Origin of the sequence: Streptomyces sp. MNU76, from assembly GCF_020982545.1 — a bacterium.
In the GTDB taxonomy this organism is placed as follows: domain Bacteria; phylum Actinomycetota; class Actinomycetes; order Streptomycetales; family Streptomycetaceae; genus Streptomyces.
Genome location: NZ_JAJKLK010000007.1, coordinates 407,003 through 421,144, shown reverse-complemented (window position 1 = coordinate 421,144; position 14,142 = coordinate 407,003). Strand labels below are relative to the sequence as shown.

General features: G+C 71.1%; 17 protein-coding genes and 1 pseudogene. 17 read left to right on the top strand and 1 reads right to left on the bottom strand.

What is annotated here, in order from left to right; translation table 11 throughout:
• Positions 1-43: 43 nt before the first annotated feature.
• The 17 genes and pseudogenes from E4N62_RS19950 (at position 44) to E4N62_RS19870 (ending at position 13,109) form a co-directional block, all read left to right on the top strand.
• Complete coding sequence (locus tag E4N62_RS19950; RefSeq protein WP_230216204.1) at positions 44-460, top strand: ATP-binding protein; 417 nt, start codon at positions 44-46, stop codon at positions 458-460.
• Positions 461-564: 104 nt separating this feature from the next.
• The gene (locus tag E4N62_RS19945; RefSeq protein ID WP_230216202.1) at positions 565-1,584 is read left to right on the top strand and encodes a hypothetical protein; all 1,020 of its coding nucleotides are present in this window, start codon (positions 565-567) and stop codon (positions 1,582-1,584) included.
• The gene (locus tag E4N62_RS19940) at positions 1,571-2,617 is read left to right on the top strand and encodes an enolase C-terminal domain-like protein (protein WP_230216200.1); all 1,047 of its coding nucleotides are present in this window, start codon (positions 1,571-1,573) and stop codon (positions 2,615-2,617) included. The genes E4N62_RS19945 and E4N62_RS19940 overlap by 14 nt, the downstream gene beginning before the upstream one ends.
• Positions 2,617-3,078: a hypothetical protein gene (locus tag E4N62_RS19935; protein ID WP_210549327.1), complete on the top strand. Its 462-nt coding sequence runs from the start codon at positions 2,617-2,619 to the stop codon at positions 3,076-3,078. Before E4N62_RS19940 ends, E4N62_RS19935 begins: the two co-directional genes overlap by 1 nt.
• On the top strand, positions 3,075-3,782 hold the full coding sequence (locus tag E4N62_RS19930) for an HAD family hydrolase (protein WP_230216198.1): 708 nt from the start codon (positions 3,075-3,077) through the stop codon (positions 3,780-3,782). Before E4N62_RS19935 ends, E4N62_RS19930 begins: the two co-directional genes overlap by 4 nt.
• Positions 3,766-4,551: a trans-aconitate 2-methyltransferase gene (locus tag E4N62_RS19925; protein ID WP_230216196.1), complete on the top strand. Its 786-nt coding sequence runs from the start codon at positions 3,766-3,768 to the stop codon at positions 4,549-4,551. Before E4N62_RS19930 ends, E4N62_RS19925 begins: the two co-directional genes overlap by 17 nt.
• 71 nt (positions 4,552-4,622) lie before the next feature.
• Positions 4,623-5,399 carry a phytanoyl-CoA dioxygenase family protein gene (locus tag E4N62_RS19920; RefSeq protein WP_230216194.1) on the top strand — a complete coding sequence of 259 codons (777 nt, stop codon included), beginning with the start codon at positions 4,623-4,625 and terminating at the stop codon, positions 5,397-5,399.
• A gap of 25 nt (positions 5,400-5,424) precedes the next feature.
• A complete protein-coding gene (locus E4N62_RS19915; protein WP_230216192.1) occupies positions 5,425-6,075 on the top strand; it encodes an L-threonylcarbamoyladenylate synthase in 651 nt (216 codons plus the stop codon).
• A pseudogene (locus E4N62_RS19910) lies at positions 6,065-6,781 on the top strand (phosphoketolase); the annotation flags it as partial. The gene E4N62_RS19915 and the pseudogene E4N62_RS19910, both read left to right, overlap by 11 nt.
• Before the next feature lie 283 nt (positions 6,782-7,064).
• A complete protein-coding gene (locus E4N62_RS48070; protein ID WP_308185307.1) occupies positions 7,065-7,709 on the top strand; it encodes a hypothetical protein in 645 nt (214 codons plus the stop codon).
• Positions 7,643-8,194: a hypothetical protein gene (locus E4N62_RS19900; RefSeq protein ID WP_230216334.1), complete on the top strand. Its 552-nt coding sequence runs from the start codon at positions 7,643-7,645 to the stop codon at positions 8,192-8,194. Before E4N62_RS48070 ends, E4N62_RS19900 begins: the two co-directional genes overlap by 67 nt.
• Entirely contained in the window at positions 8,191-9,027 is an 837-nt protein-coding gene (locus E4N62_RS19895; protein WP_230216332.1) for a phytanoyl-CoA dioxygenase family protein, read from the top strand. The genes E4N62_RS19900 and E4N62_RS19895 overlap by 4 nt, the downstream gene beginning before the upstream one ends.
• 242 nt (positions 9,028-9,269) lie before the next feature.
• The gene (locus tag E4N62_RS19890) at positions 9,270-10,514 is read left to right on the top strand and encodes a helix-turn-helix domain-containing protein (protein WP_230216190.1); all 1,245 of its coding nucleotides are present in this window, start codon (positions 9,270-9,272) and stop codon (positions 10,512-10,514) included.
• Positions 10,515-10,702: 188 nt separating this feature from the next.
• The gene (locus E4N62_RS19885) at positions 10,703-11,221 is read left to right on the top strand and encodes a hypothetical protein (RefSeq protein WP_230216188.1); all 519 of its coding nucleotides are present in this window, start codon (positions 10,703-10,705) and stop codon (positions 11,219-11,221) included.
• Complete coding sequence (locus tag E4N62_RS19880) at positions 11,218-11,778, top strand: hypothetical protein (protein ID WP_230216186.1); 561 nt, start codon at positions 11,218-11,220, stop codon at positions 11,776-11,778. The genes E4N62_RS19885 and E4N62_RS19880 overlap by 4 nt, the downstream gene beginning before the upstream one ends.
• Positions 11,775-12,176: a restriction endonuclease gene (locus E4N62_RS19875; protein ID WP_230216184.1), complete on the top strand. Its 402-nt coding sequence runs from the start codon at positions 11,775-11,777 to the stop codon at positions 12,174-12,176. Before E4N62_RS19880 ends, E4N62_RS19875 begins: the two co-directional genes overlap by 4 nt.
• Before the next feature lie 153 nt (positions 12,177-12,329).
• The gene (locus tag E4N62_RS19870) at positions 12,330-13,109 is read left to right on the top strand and encodes a class I SAM-dependent methyltransferase (RefSeq protein WP_230216182.1); all 780 of its coding nucleotides are present in this window, start codon (positions 12,330-12,332) and stop codon (positions 13,107-13,109) included.
• 53 nt (positions 13,110-13,162) lie between these two features.
• Here E4N62_RS19870 and E4N62_RS19865 read toward each other — a convergent pair whose 3' ends face one another.
• Complete coding sequence (locus E4N62_RS19865; RefSeq protein ID WP_230216180.1) at positions 13,163-14,125, bottom strand: D-alanine--D-alanine ligase; 963 nt, start codon at positions 14,123-14,125, stop codon at positions 13,163-13,165.
• Between the last annotated feature and the right edge of the window lie 17 nt (positions 14,126-14,142).

Below are 14,142 nucleotides of genomic sequence, written 5' to 3'. Positions count from 1 at the left end.
TCACAGCATGTGACGGACGTGAGCTGCTGAGGCTGGAGGGCCGGTGACCGTGGTGATGCCTGGATCAGCAGTTCGCCAGGTCAAGACCGTCCTCCCCGACCTGCGTGCTCAGCAGATCGGCGTGTTGCGCCGGATCGTGGCTGCCTATCTCGACCTGTGGCACATGACCGGCCTGGCAGAAGCCGCCGTTGCGAGTGTGACAGAGCTGCTGGCCAACGCGGTCCAGCATGCATCCGGCGAGTGCGAGCTGCTGATGTGGGACTTGGACGACGGCCTGCTGGTCGTCGTCACGGACTTCTCGCCGGAACCGGTGCTCTTCCCGCAGGCGGCACAGGACGACGAAAGCGGGCGCGGCATGAGCCTCGTCCACGCCCTGACGGACGAGATGGGCGTCGAATACACCCCGGTCGGCAAGCAGGTCTGGTTCCGCCTGGCGCGGAGCTCCGGCCCGCTCGCCTGACCCACACCCCCTGGATGACGGGAGCGCACATGCTTCACCAACCCTTATCGGGCGACCAGAGGCTCCGGGACCTGGAGCAAAGCGCCCTGCAGTATGGCGTCCCGGTGGAGGACGCTCTGCTGATCGCGGTGAATCTCTTCGGCATCACCTCCGAGCACCAGGAGCGCCACCGGGCCCGGATCAACCTGCGTCTCGTGCGGCAGCCGGCCGTCGCGTGGCAGGTGATCGTGCCCCTGAACCAGCCCGCCTCGCCGTTCCGGCTGCGCGGCGAGGACCTGGTCCTCGACGGGAAAGTGATCGCTCACGTCGAGCGGATCGATGCTGACGAGGCCGTCGGCGGCTACTTCCGCAACAACGGCCGTGCCGCGACCCTCAACCCCAACGCGCGCAGCCGCTGCGTGGGGTGCGCCTTCTGCCCCAACACGCTGGAGGCGGCTGCCGATCCGCGGATGGGCGAGGACCAGGGGCTGGACGAACTTCTGATCGCCCTCGTCGAGCAGCACCCCCGCCACGACCTTTCCGAACTGACGGAAGTCACTGTCTCGACCGGCTGTTTCGAGCGGGAGGAAGCCGCCCTGTCCCACCTGGTTTCCCTGCGCGCCGCGCTGATCCGCGCTGGCGTCCAGGCCAGGATCGGGTTCCTGACCTCCGTGCTGCGCACGGACGCGGCCTTCGACGCCCTGGCCGAGCACGTCACTCCGTTCGTGCTCCGTCTGACCGCGGAGTGCTTCACCCGCCGCCCGGTGATGCTCAAGGACACCAAGGCCAGCCTGCTGCCGGAGCAGATGCCGGATCTGCTGTCCCGCGCGCTGGCCCGCGGACTGGACACGTCCTACACGTACATCGTCGGCCTGGACCCCATGGACCGCATGGTCGAGGGCGTCGGGGCGATGGCGGAGGTGTCGACCTGCTTCCCGAACTTCCAGGTGTTCCAGGCTCACACCCCGTTGATGGCCGGCCTGCGGGTCGCGGGAGCCGAGACCCTCGACTACTACCTGGCCGCCCGCCAGGCGATTGAGCAGGCCATGGCGCCGACCGGACTGCGGCCGGTGGGCTGGGAGTGCTACCGGCCGCTGTGGTACTTCACCTACGCGGGCCAGGAACTGCTCGATGCACGCGGCTGACGTCGTCATCGACGACGTGCGCGTCGTGTGTCTGCCCGAGGCGGTGACCGGCCCGTTCCAGGAGGGCGACAGTCGGCATGCGGTCGTCGCCAGGGCGGCCGGGATGACCGGCGTCTTCGGGCCGGTGGATGAGCTGCCCGCCGCGCTGGTCGCTGCCGGCCTGGGCCGCACTGTCATCGGTTGCCGGGTGTCGGACCATGCTGAGCTTCTTACCCGGCTGCTGGCCCGGCTCGGCCCGCACGGTGCGGGCCTGGGCCGCTGGGCGGCGGGCGCGGTGGACTGCGCGGTCTGGGACCTGCACGGAAAGCTCTCCGGCTTACCCGTGGCCGCCCTGCTGACCGACACCCCGGCGCCCCGCGTGCCGGTGTACGGGTCATGGCTCTCCCTGGACCTCGCGCGCGACGGTGCCGCCGATGCCGTGCGCGGTACCGCAGCCCAGGGATTCGCGTTCACCAAGTGGTCGATGCGCCGTACCCAGAACGTGCAGCACATGGCTGAGCTGGCCGGCTGCGCCGCTTCCTGGGCCGAGGCCCCGGTAGCCCTGGATGCGCTGGGCACCTGGGGCGTGGAGACTGCGGCCGACCTGGCATCCCTGCTACCGCCTGGCACGGTGCGGTGGGTCGAGGATCCGCTCCCGCGCACCGAGAAGGACGCTTACCGCGAACTGCGCGCGGCGTCCTCGCTTCCGGTCGCCTTCGGTGAACGCCTCAGTGACGCGGCCAGCGCCCGGGAACTGCTGGAGCTGGGGCCGGCCGCGTTCACCTTCGATGTGGCGTGGTGCGGCGGTATCACCGAAGCCTGCACCTGGATGGCGCTGGCCGAGCAGGCCGGCACGCCGGTCCACCTGCACGGCCGGGCGTTCCTGCCCGCCCTGCACCTGGCCGCGGCCTTCCCGCACCTGGCCGGGCCGTTGGAGTACCAGGTGGTCTGGGAACCGAAGCGGCAGCGAGCTCTGTCGGGCACGGTCGTGCCGGAAGACGGCTGGGCCGCGCTGCCCGAGGGCCCGGGGCTGGGGCTGGAGGTGCGCTGCTGATGGCACCGGCGAGCACCGGCGACCTGCCGGTTACCGGCACGCAGCAAGAGCGCCGCGGCCGCACGCCTCTGTTCGTTCTCGACGAGCGGCTGACGGGCCACGCCACCTTCCTCACCGCGACGCTCGTCCTCGGCGACGCCCCGGCGCCGTACCGCCTGCAGGTACGGATCCTCACCTTCGACGACGTCACGGTCCTGTCCCCGCTGCCCGGTCAGGAACTGCCCGCAGCCCACGACGGGCAGGCCTTCGCCGGCACGCTGATGCTGCCGCACGGATGGCGGCCGCCGGTGATCCCCGAGGACTTCGCCCGGGCCGCCGCCGCGGCGGGCATCGACACGGACGCGTGGAGCGAGCCGGAGGCCCGCCAGCTGCTGACCTTCCTCGGGGAAGCCCGAGAGGGCAGCCCGGTGCGAGCGCAGCGGATCACGGCGATCATCACGGCCCTGGAGGGGACGCGGTGAACGCACACCGTGTGCGGCTGGTGAGCCTGGACGTCGGCTACACCCTCGGCGCACCCACCGGGACAACGATCACTCAGCGGCTGGCCGAGCTCTCCCCTCTGCCCCGAGAGCAGGCGAAGCGGCTGATCCAACAACACCTGCACCACGTCCCGCCCGAGGACACCGCCGCGATCCGGGCGCTCTGCCAGGCCCTGAATGTGGATCCGGCCGCTTTCCCGTACGAGCACCGGCCTGAGCCCTTCGCCCTGTGGCCCGGCGCCCGCGAGGCGGTCGCCCGGATCGCACGCCACGTGCCGGTGGTCACCCTGTCGAACGTCACGTACTGGGACGAACACGATTGCGACCTGGCGGGACTACTGGCACCGCATCTGGCCGGCCACTACCCGTCCTGGCGGCTCGGGTTCGCCAAACCCGATCCACAGGCTGTACTGACGGTGGCCGCCCTCCATGGTGTGCCGACGTCCGAAGTCCTGCACGTGGGCGACAACTTCGCCTGTGACGTGCAAGGCGCTCTCGCCGCCGGTGCACAGGCACTGTGGATCACCTCAGCTACGCCAGACCACACGGCCCGGCGGCTGCTGGCCGCCCATCCCGGGCGGGTGAGCATCGTGCCCGACCTGGAAACCGCGGTCACCCACATCGAGCAGGCCACCAAGGCCTCGCCCTCATCACCGCAAGGAGAACCTCATGAGCGAGTTCGCTGACACCGCCCCTTACTACGCCACCTACCGGCCCGGCATCCCCGAGGCCGCCGTCCGCCTGCTCAGCAAGACGGTCGCCGCCAAGCAGCACCCGGTCCTCCTCGACCTCGGATCGGGAACGGGGCAAGTGCCCGCCGCCCTGCACGAGGCATTCGCCGAGATCGACGTCGTCGAACGCGACCCCGGCATGCTCGCGGAAGCCGACAAGGCCCTGGCCAGTCTGCCCGACACGACGGTCCGCCTGCACAACAAGCCTGCCGAGGAGTTCGTCCCGCCCCACGCCGACTGGGCCGCCGACATGGTCACCGTCTGCCGCGCGTTCCACTGGATGGACCAGCCGGCCGTGCTGTCGCTGCTGGAGGGCTGCACAGCCAAGGACGCCGCCGTCGTCGTTATGGGCGACGGCAGCCTCTGGACGGCCCGCTCGACATGGACCGACGCCCTGCGGTCGCTGATCCAGGAATACACCGGCACCGAACGCCGGGCGGGCAAGGACAAGACCTACGCGGCGCACGACCGCCCCTACCGCGAGATCCTCGCCGAGTCCGCCTTCGCCGACGTCGAGGAACACACCATCCCCGTCGAGCGGCCCTGGACCCCCCAGGCGGTGATCGGCTACCTGTACTCGACGTCCTTCGCCTCCCGTCCCCTGTTCGGAGACCGGCTGGAGGAGTTCGAGGAGCGGGCCCTGGCCCTGCTGACCGAACACGCCGACGCGGGCGTCCTGATCGAGCACGCGCGCTTCGACGTCCTGATCGCCCGCCGCCCCTGACCCCTCACGACGCCTACGGGCGGGGACCCCACCGTCCCCGCCCGCCTCGTTTCCCTGCCCGGAGGTCCACCATGCCGTCTCCCGCCCCGCTCTCTCAGAGCGACCTGCACGCCTTCGTCGCCGACGGCGTCCTGATACGCCGCGGCCTGGTCCCCGACCGGCTCCTGCAGCCCGCCGCCCATCTCGTCGACGCCTGGATGCGCGAGCACTACGACCACGCCCGGCTGACCGCGTACACCAACCAGACCTTCGCCCCCGACCTGGCCGGCCATCCGGACCTGCTCGGCCTGTACAACGACAGCGGGCTGCACCAGCTCGTCACCCAGCTCCTGGACCCCGCCCCCACGGTCCCCCTCACCACGGCCCAAATCCAGATCCGGTTACCGGACGGCGCCGAGCAGCCGGTCAAGGCGATGCACGTCGATGGGGTGTCCTGCCCCCACCTGCACCCCGAGGACCTCAACACCTTCACCCTGATCGCCGGCGTCGTCCTGTCCGGCAGCGCCACCGGCGAGGCCGGCGCCCTGCACTATCTGCCCGGCGGGCACGAGCGCATGGCCCGCTACTTCGCCGAGGAATGGACACGCGGGCAGGCCGCTCAGACCCCGGACGACATCGCCCGCCAGGAGGGCACCGCACTGACCGCGCGCCCCGGTGATGTCATCGTGATGCACCACCTCGTGCCGCACCGTGTCGGCCTCAACGCCAGCCCGGTGCCCCGGGTGATGGCGTATTTCCGCATCCGGCACGCCGACCACTCCCGCCTCGCCGAGGCCGCCCTCACCGATCCGTGGCTGGAGTATCCAGGCCTCGCCGCCCTGGCCGCCGACACCCGCCCCCGCTCCTGACGCCGAGAGCCGAGTGGGAGACCTGATGGACGTCCTCACCACCACCCAGCTCGACACGGCCGCTGAACTGCTCGGCGGCGGGGCCGTGGTGGCCGTGCCCACCCCGCGCTGGTACATGCTCATCGCGCGCGCCGCCGATCCGGCAGCGGCCGCGACCATCCTGCGCGTCAAGCAGCGCCCCGAGCACAAGCCGCTGCTCCTCCTTGTCGATGCCCTCTCGACCGCTGAGGACCGCTTCCTGCTCAGCGCGGACGCGTGCACCCTCGCCCGGCGTCTGTGGCCGGGCGACCTGGCACTGCGCCTGCCGTGGCGGACGGACGCGAAGCGGCTGCCCGCCATCGGCGCCCCCGCGCTCGTCGGCTGCCCCGACGGCATCCTCGGACAGCTGCTTCACCTGACCGGTGAGCCACTGTCCGCGGCTGCGTGCAGCATCTCCACCCCGGCCGCGACGGCCGACGACCATCCCGCGTTGACCGCCGACCAGGTCGCCGCATTCGACACTCAGGCCGCGGCGGGTATCGCCGCCGTCGTCGACGGCGGGATCTGCCCGCAGGGCCGGCACATGACGATCGTCGACTGCCCCCATGGCCAGAGCGCCCGCCTGCACCGCGAAGGAACCGTCCATTCCCGGGCCGTCGCCGCGGCCCTGACCGAGGGAGCATCCGATGTGGGCTGACCTGGCCCGTGCCACGGCACAGACCGTGCCCGACGCCTCGGTGGCCGCCGTCGCCGACGCCCTGGACTATCTGTGCCTCGCCCAGCTCTACCTGCAGGACAATCCGCGCCTGGAGCGTCCCCTGACCCGGGCCGACATCAAGCCCCGCCCGACCGGGCACTGGGGCGTGTGCCCGCCCGTCAACCGCGTCCTCGCCGCCCTCGGCCCCCTGCAGAAGGCGGTTCCCGACGTCCGTGACGTTCTGGTCCTGCACGGCGCGGGCCACGCCGGGCCTTCCGCACTGGCCCACGCCTATCTCACCGGCCGCCTCGGCGCCGCCCACCCCGAACTCGCCCACAGCGCCGAAGGCCTGCACACGCTCGTGACCGGCTTCCCAGCTCACTTAGGTGGGGAGATCACCCCGCTCATCCCGGGCCAACCACACACCGGCGGGCAGCTCGGCCCCGCTCTCGCCATCGCTCAGGGCAGCGTCCTGGACGCCCCCCACCGCCTGGCGGTCGCGCTGATCGGCGACGGCGAATGCGAGACCGGCACCACTGCCGCCGCCTGGCTCGCCGCCCGCGCCCTGGCCGGCACCGGCCGCCACGGAACCGTTCTGCCCGTCGTCCTCCTCAACGGCCAGAAGATGGGCGGCCCAAGCCTGCTGTCCACACTCACCCGCCCGGAACTCGACGCCTACTTCACCGGCCTGGGCCACCGGCCCGTGTACAGCGACGGCCACAGCATCGCCCACCTGCGCCGCGCACTCGCCGACGCCCTCGAGGCCGCCCGCCCGCTCGGCACGCCCGGCCCGGGCAGCGTTCTCGTCCTGACGCTCGACAAGGGGCACGGCGCTCCCGGCCGTGTCGCGGGCCGTCCGATCGCCGGGACCCCGGCCGTTCACAAGACGCCGCTGCCGCGACCGGTACAACGCCAGGAGGAGTTCACCGCACTGTCGCGGTGGCTCACCTCATACCGGCCCGGGCGCCTACTGACCCCGACGGCCGCCCGTGCCCCTGCTGCTTCCCGCCCTGCCCACCGATCTTGCCGAGCAGGCGGCGCTCGAGCCGCCGCGCGGCTGCATCGCAGCCAGCGCCCACGTCGCCGAAGCAGCGACGGACAGCACGTTCCCGCAGGCCATCCCGGCGGTGCTCCGCGCCCGCGCCGACCAGGGCCCGTTCCGCGTGTTCAGCCCCGACGAACTCGCCTCCAACCGGATCGACCTGACCGACGAACACGGCCATCCCCTCCCCTGGGTGGTCGAGATCCTCAGCGAGGAAATCTGCCATGCCTGGGCCCAGGGCTACACCGAGACCGGCCGGCACGCCCTCATCGTCGGCTACGAGGCGTTCGCCCCCATCACGGCAAGCCTCATTCAGCAGCAGCTCAAGCACCGGGCCCTGCGCCGCCACGCCCAGCTCGGCCCGCTGCCGAGCATCGTGCACCTGCTCACCAGCCTCGGCTGGCACAACACCTACACCCACCAAAACCCCGCCCTCACCTCCGCCCTGCTGGCCACCGGCGACCCCAGCGTCCATGTCCTCACCCCGCCGACCCCGCCCGCACGGCCGCAGCCCTCACCTTCGCCCTGCGCAAGCTGGAGCGCTGCACCCTCGTCATCGCCGGCAAGCACCCCACATCCCAGCACCCGCTAGACACCCTCGACGAGGAACTGCGCCACGGCATCGCCCGCTGGCCGCACCTGAGCCACCCCGAGCCCGGCGAGCCCGACCTTGTCCTGGCATCCGCCGGCGACCTGCCCGCCGAACGGCTCACCGCCCTCGCCCGCCGCATGCGTGCCGAACACCCTCGCCTGCGGCTGCGCTACGTCCATGTGCACGACCTCACCGCCCTGGCCGAGGCCGGCACCCGCCCCCTCGCCCTGTCCGAGAAGGCGTTCACCACACACTTCGGCAGCCGCGCGCCCGTCATCCTCGCCACCACCGGCTACCCGGCCGATGTCCACGCCCTGCTCGGCGCCCGCCATCCCGGCGCCCGCCTCACCGTGCTCGGCTACCGCGACCCCGGCCGCCCCCGCACCCAGGCACAACTCCTGGCCCACTGCCGCCTCGACGACGACAGCCTGTGGCAGCTCGCCACCCACACCGCCCTGCTTCCGACGGAGGCCACCGCATCATGACCACCACCTTCGCCCCGCCCCGCCAGCCCGACCCGGCCGTCCTCAACGCCTTCGACCGCGACGGCTACGCCGTCATCCGCCAGGCCATCGACCCCGCCCTGCGCAGCACACTGTTGACGGCCGCGGAGCAGCTCCTCGCCAGCGACATCACCTGCGGCCGCGACCGAGGCGGCGACGGCAAGGACGGCTTCCGCGGGTGCCTCAACCTCGATCGCGCCTTCCTGCCCCTGCTGGCCAACCCCCGCACCCTGCCGACCGTCGTCGGCCTGCTGAGCCCCAACCTGCATCTGCTCTCCGCCCACCTGATCGCCCTGCCCTCCGGTCCCCCGCGCACCATTCGCACACCCGAACGCCCCGGATGGCACCGCGACATGTACGGCGTGACCGCCGACCTCGGCTTCGCCCACACGCCGCGCATGGCCATCAAGGTCGCCCACTACCTCACGCCCATCACCGGCGACTGCGGGCTCACCATGTTCCTGCCGGGCAGCCACCTCCTTACCGAGGAACCCGGCATCCCCGCCGGCGCGGCCGATCCCGTCGGAGCGCTCACGCCCGAACTCAAGGACGGCGACGCCGTGATGTTCGAGAACCGCACCTGGCACGCCAGCGGCATTAACCTCTCAGGCCGTCCCCGCATCGCCTTGATGCTCCAGTACGGCTACCGGTGGCTCCAGCCGGTCGACGACCCTGCCACCGACCTGCTGGCCGATCCCGCCCTCAGCCCGATCGAGCGGCAGCTCGTCGGCATGCCCGACCGCAACCCAGACGGTTCCCTCGCCAAAGGCGCAGGCGCCGCACCGCTGCACAGCTGGTGGCACTCCACGGGGTGATCCGCGGCCCCTGGCTCCGGTCCCAGCCGACGCCCCGGCCTCAACCCACAACTCCGCATGCCCTCCGATTGGCGGAACCGGCCCCGAGCAGCTGCAGATTCTGGACGAGCGTCCAGAGAACTGTCCGGGAAGAGGAGGGTCGAACGCTCGTACGCCGAACGGTGCCTCTCTCCCTTGCGGGAAGCGGCGAACGCACCGTTCGGCGTACCGTTCTGAGTGTCTAGTCCAGAACGGAGCCAAGTATGCCTCTCCCCAGTGACGAGCACATCGGGACGCGAGTCCGCATCGCCAGAAACGCAGCAGGACTGACGCAGGTTGAGCTGGCCGATTTTCTTGACCGAACCGACAGTTGGGTGGCGAACGTCGAAGCGGGCCGGCAGTCGCTCGACCGGTACTCGGTGATCACGGAGATCGCTGACCGGTGCGACGTGGATGTGGTCTGGCTGCTCGGCCAGCCCTACCGGCTGCAGCGGAGCGGCGGGAACCTCGCCCACGCCCATATTCCGGCACTGCGCATGGGCTTGCGCAGGTCTGGGCTGATCCTCTCCGGTCATCCGGGGCTGAGTCCGCAGGGCCCGCAGGTGCACCTTGCGACCATGCGGTCTCGCTCCCGCAAGGCCAACGTCGCGCGCCAGGCAGCGGATCTACCGAAGGTCGCCACGCTGCTGCCGAACATGGTCGAGGACCTGAATACAGCGCTCCTGGTCGCTCAGGGGCGGGCCCGTGAGAGCGTGCTGAGTCTCATGGTCGACGCGGCGCGCACGGCTCGCATGGCCTTGAATCAGCTGGGTTACCCCGATCTTGCCTGGATCGCTGCGGAGGTCGCGGCCGGCGCGGCGTCCGAGCTCGGTGATCCGGTGGTCAAGGGCACCGTGGCGTGGGACCGGTGTGGTGCGCTGCTGCATCAGGCGTCGTTGCGCGAGACGGTGGCGGTCGCGGACGCGGCGCTGCAGGACCTGGAGCCGTATGTCACGGGGCACGGCGCCTCGGACAAGGCAGTGTCGATCAGGGGTGCACTGCACCTGCGGTGTGCCATCGCGCACGCGCGTGGCAATCAGAAGGCGGATGCCTGGTCTCGGATCGACGCGGCCTTGGAGGACGCGGACCGGCTCGGTGACGAGTGGTACGACCTGGACGCTCACACAGTGTTCGGCCGGGGCACCGTGGCCGTGCACGCGGCTGAGGCCGGGGTCGAGGTCGACCAGCCGGACAAGGGTCTGAAGAAGGTGCCATCCGTCGACGTCGGCCAGGTGCCCAGCCGCGAGCGGCGCACGCACTACGCGATTGATGAGGCGCGCGCCCTGCATCGGATGGGCAAAGACGCTTCCGCCGTGGTCAAGCTGAAAGCAGCGGCGACGGAAGCGGCGTACTACACCTACGCCGATCCGATGGCGCGGGCACTCGTGTCCGACCTCGCGCGGGTGGGCGTTCCTTCACAGAAGGCAGCGCTGTCCGGGTTGATCCGGCACATGGAACTCGTGAGCTGACCCTCCTCAATTCGGCCCTCAAAAAACGCCCCCTAGTTTTTCTAGGGGGCGCGGTGCTTTCTGGGCTCCATCCTCAGACAGGTAACGATACGTGTCTGAGTGATCACATGGGGGTTCGGCTTATGGGGCCGATCAACACCTACTCCCCTGCTGCTGCGGCTCGCGCCTACGTCCAGCTGGGATGGTCAGTGACCGTAGGGCACCGGCTCCGGCCTCGTGCGGGCTGCACTTGCGGCGACACCAACTGCCCGACTCTGGGCGCGCATCCGCTGATCCCCCCGGGTCCCCGGCTCGTCGAGGACTCGATCGAGGAGGCGCTGCAGGAAGCCCCCGGAGGCTCCCTCATCGCGGCGACGATCCCTTTCGACGCGGTGCTCGTGCCGTACCCGATCGCCATGGCGGTCATGCTGCGGCTCGACCGAATCAGTCCCGTTCCCTGTCTCGTGACCCATGGCGCGACGGCGAATCTGCTCGTGCTGCCGGCCACCGGCCGGTACGCGGCCGTCCACCCGAGGGTCGAGGTACGCACCGGTCCGGATGGCTGGATCGCCCTGCCCCCGAGCAACGGGGCCCGGTGGGACACCCCGCCCTGGGTGGAGTCCACCCATACCCCGCACGAGCTACTGAACGGCCAGGAAGTCGGACGACACCTGGGCGAGGTGTTCAAGATGTCCACCGGAGCCAACACCAAGGGGGCTCCCCGGTGACCACTCGCCGAGCCCCGAAGCGCAAGGCCCCCAAGACCCCTCCCACATGGATGTCGCAGTATGGCGAGCCGCAGGGCAAACACCGTGACGATCTGCTCGCCGCGAGCAGTTGGTCCTCGCGCCTCCTGCAGCACGACGGCGGCCAGGACGTCGTAGTGCTACCGCTCGCGCTCGGACTGGCGGCGCTCGACGCGGTGCAGGTACCGATCGCGGACGGCCACTCGCTCATCGCCGACTACCTGCATGGCAAGCTGCTCGCGGTCGTGGCCAGCGGCTGGGCACAGCTGTGGGAGTTCGTGCCGGACGTCCGTGTCGTGCCGTACGGGGGGTGGGTCGTTGTGCCCGCTCCGGGCCGCGCCGGGTCCTACGCCGCTGCGTGGCTGAGCCTGCCTCCCCCGCAGCTCACCCAGGGCGATGACGAGGGTGAGGACGAGACGACCGCCGGTCTCCGGCCCGATTCCCTCCGCGCGTTGGTGTCCGCCGGCGCCCTCGACCCCCGGCAGCTGTACGAGGGCCTTGTCGGCCGACCCGCGACGTGTGAGGCGGTGGCCTCGTGAGCACGCAGGCCAACACCCACACCGTGCTGTACGACCCCGAGGGCCTCATCGAGGCGGGGCTCCCCCTCGATCGCGAGCCGTACATGTGCCTGGTCAAAGCGGTGCTGGCCTGGGCCGACGACGCGGTCCTGCCCCCGAGCGACTGCGAACAGATCGCCCTGCAGCTGACCGGGCACGCGCGTGCTGTCGCCGCCGACGTCCGGCGCCACTGCGGCAAGCTGCCCATTCTCAACGCGACCCGGATCCTGACGGAGGTGGTCCTCACCGAGGCCCACCTCCGGCTGGCTGAGCCCTACCAGGGCACCGTTCGCTGCGTACGCCAACGGGCCCACATGGTCAAGGCGTTGTACGAGCGCCTGGACCGGCTCGCCCCTCCCGAAGAGGCGTCCCCCACCTGACCACCCCGGAGGGCGTCGCCCAGCGCCATCCCCCGTGCGTTCGGGCCTGGTCGACGCCGGGGCCCCAGCGGTTGCACCTCCGCCCGCAGCCGCCGGGGCCCCTTTTGACTGCCGCGCAGACATCCCATCCCGTTTGACGAAAGGAACTCGCACATGACGTACGACAGCGACACCTACGGCGACCGAACCGCTGACGAGTACGACGAGCTGTACAGCGACTTCGTCCCACCGGCCGCGCAGATCCGATTACTGGCCGAACTGGCAGGCAACACGCCCGCCGTGGAGATCGGCTCCGGCACCGGACGGGTCACCCTGCCGCTGGCCGAGCACGTGCCGGTCCTCGCGGTCGACGCGTCCGAGGAGATGACCCGCCAACTGGCGAAGAAGACCGGCACCCTGCCCATCACCCCGATCACGGCGGACGCCGCCCACTACGTGGCGGGCAGGCGGGTGGACCTCGTGTGCGCCCTGTTCAACACCTTCTTCCTGCTGGCGGCCGAGACCACCCAGCGGGCATTCCTGCGCAACGCCGCCCGCATGCTCACCGACACCGGCACGCTCGTGATCGAGACCTTCGTCCCGCGGCCCGGCCAGCGACTGCCCGACGGGCCCCACCCGGGGGTCTTCCCCGAGGGACGCAGCGTGATCGCGCTCAAGCGGCGGACCGTGGACACCCTGGTCCTGTTCGCCGCCGAGAACCACGACACCGAGCAGGAGTTCCACTACTCCGAGATCGTCCTGCGCGACGGGGCGCCGGTGCGGGTGCTGCCCGGCCAGATGCGCTACTGGCGGCCCGAACAGATCGACGTGCTGGCCGGCGAGGCGGGGCTGCTGCTGCGGGAACGGTGGGAGGACTGGGAGCGCACCCCGTACGACGCGGACACCAGCGGCCGACACATCTCCCTGTACCGCCTCGCCGGACAAGACCAGTAGCACGCACGAAGGCCGCCGCACCCCTCGCCGGGTGCGGCGGCCTTCCTATGTCGTCAGGCAAACAGGCCGTGTCGGTGGGCGGCCTGGGCTGCGAGATCGCGGCAGAAGTGCCCGAAGTCGAGGCCCTCCTCCTCGAGTGCCATGGGGTAGGTGCTGGTTTCCGTCATCCCGGGGGCGACGTTCGTCTCAAGGACGAAGACCTCCCCGGCCTCGGTGACGATCGCGTCCGTACGCGACAGATCCAGCAACCCCAGGGCCTCGTGCGCGGCGACGGCCACCCTGGCGGCCTCCTGCGCCACCTCGGCAGGCAGGCGGGCCGGGCAGTGGAACTCGACCGCGCCGGGGGTGTAGCGGGCGGTGTAGTCGTACAGGCCCGTCCCTGCGTCGATCTCGACTGCGGGCAACGCACGCGGTCCGTCGCCGAGATCGGCCACCCCCACGGCGATCTCCGTGCCCGTCACGCGCCGTTCGATCAGCGCCTCGTCGTGGTACGCGAAGCACGTCATCAGGGCCTGCGGCAGGTCCTCCGGCGACTCCACCCGGCTCACGCCGAACGCGCTGCCGCACGCGCGCGGCTTGACGAACAGATCGGGACCCAGCCGCGCCAGGACCCGGGCTGTCAGCTCCGCGGCGCCCAGGTCGTGGAACGCCTGCTTCGGCAGCGTCACCGACTCAGGGGTCCGCAGTCCTGCCTCCTGCAGGATCGCCTTGGCGGTGGTCTTGTCGAACGCCGAACGGCACGCGTACGGGCGGGCGCCGACGTAGGGCACCCCGGCCAGCTCCAGGACCTCCTTTATGGTCCCGTCCTCCCCGGCGACGCCGTGCAGCACGGGGAAGACCACGCTCGGCGCGTCCGTCGCCAGCGCGGACAGCAGGTCCTTGCCGATGTCGCGGAGCTCCACCTCGACCCCGCCGGCCCGGCGCAGCGCGTCGGCCACCCTCGACCCGGAGCGCAGCGACACCTCGCGCTCCGGTGACAGACCCCCAGCGATGACGATGACGTTCAGGTCGCTCATGCTCATCCGTTCCTCTG

Bases quoted from the DNA above. Each gene is read 5' to 3' on its own strand.
- E4N62_RS19895 (WP_230216332.1), top strand. From the start codon at position 8,191: ATGACCACCACCTTCGCCCCGCCCCGCCAGCCCGACCCGGCCGTCCTC.
- E4N62_RS19890 (WP_230216190.1), top strand. From the start codon at position 9,270: ATGCCTCTCCCCAGTGACGAGCACATCGGGACGCGAGTCCGCATCGCC.
- E4N62_RS19870 (WP_230216182.1), top strand. From the start codon at position 12,330: ATGACGTACGACAGCGACACCTACGGCGACCGAACCGCTGACGAGTAC.
- E4N62_RS19865 (WP_230216180.1), bottom strand. From the start codon at position 14,125: ATGAGCGACCTGAACGTCATCGTCATCGCTGGGGGTCTGTCACCGGAG.
- E4N62_RS19925 (WP_230216196.1), top strand. From the start codon at position 3,766: ATGAGCGAGTTCGCTGACACCGCCCCTTACTACGCCACCTACCGGCCC.
- E4N62_RS19920 (WP_230216194.1), top strand. From the start codon at position 4,623: ATGCCGTCTCCCGCCCCGCTCTCTCAGAGCGACCTGCACGCCTTCGTC.
- E4N62_RS19935 (WP_210549327.1), top strand. From the start codon at position 2,617: ATGGCACCGGCGAGCACCGGCGACCTGCCGGTTACCGGCACGCAGCAA.
- E4N62_RS19915 (WP_230216192.1), top strand. From the start codon at position 5,425: ATGGACGTCCTCACCACCACCCAGCTCGACACGGCCGCTGAACTGCTC.
- E4N62_RS19940 (WP_230216200.1), top strand. From the start codon at position 1,571: ATGCACGCGGCTGACGTCGTCATCGACGACGTGCGCGTCGTGTGTCTG.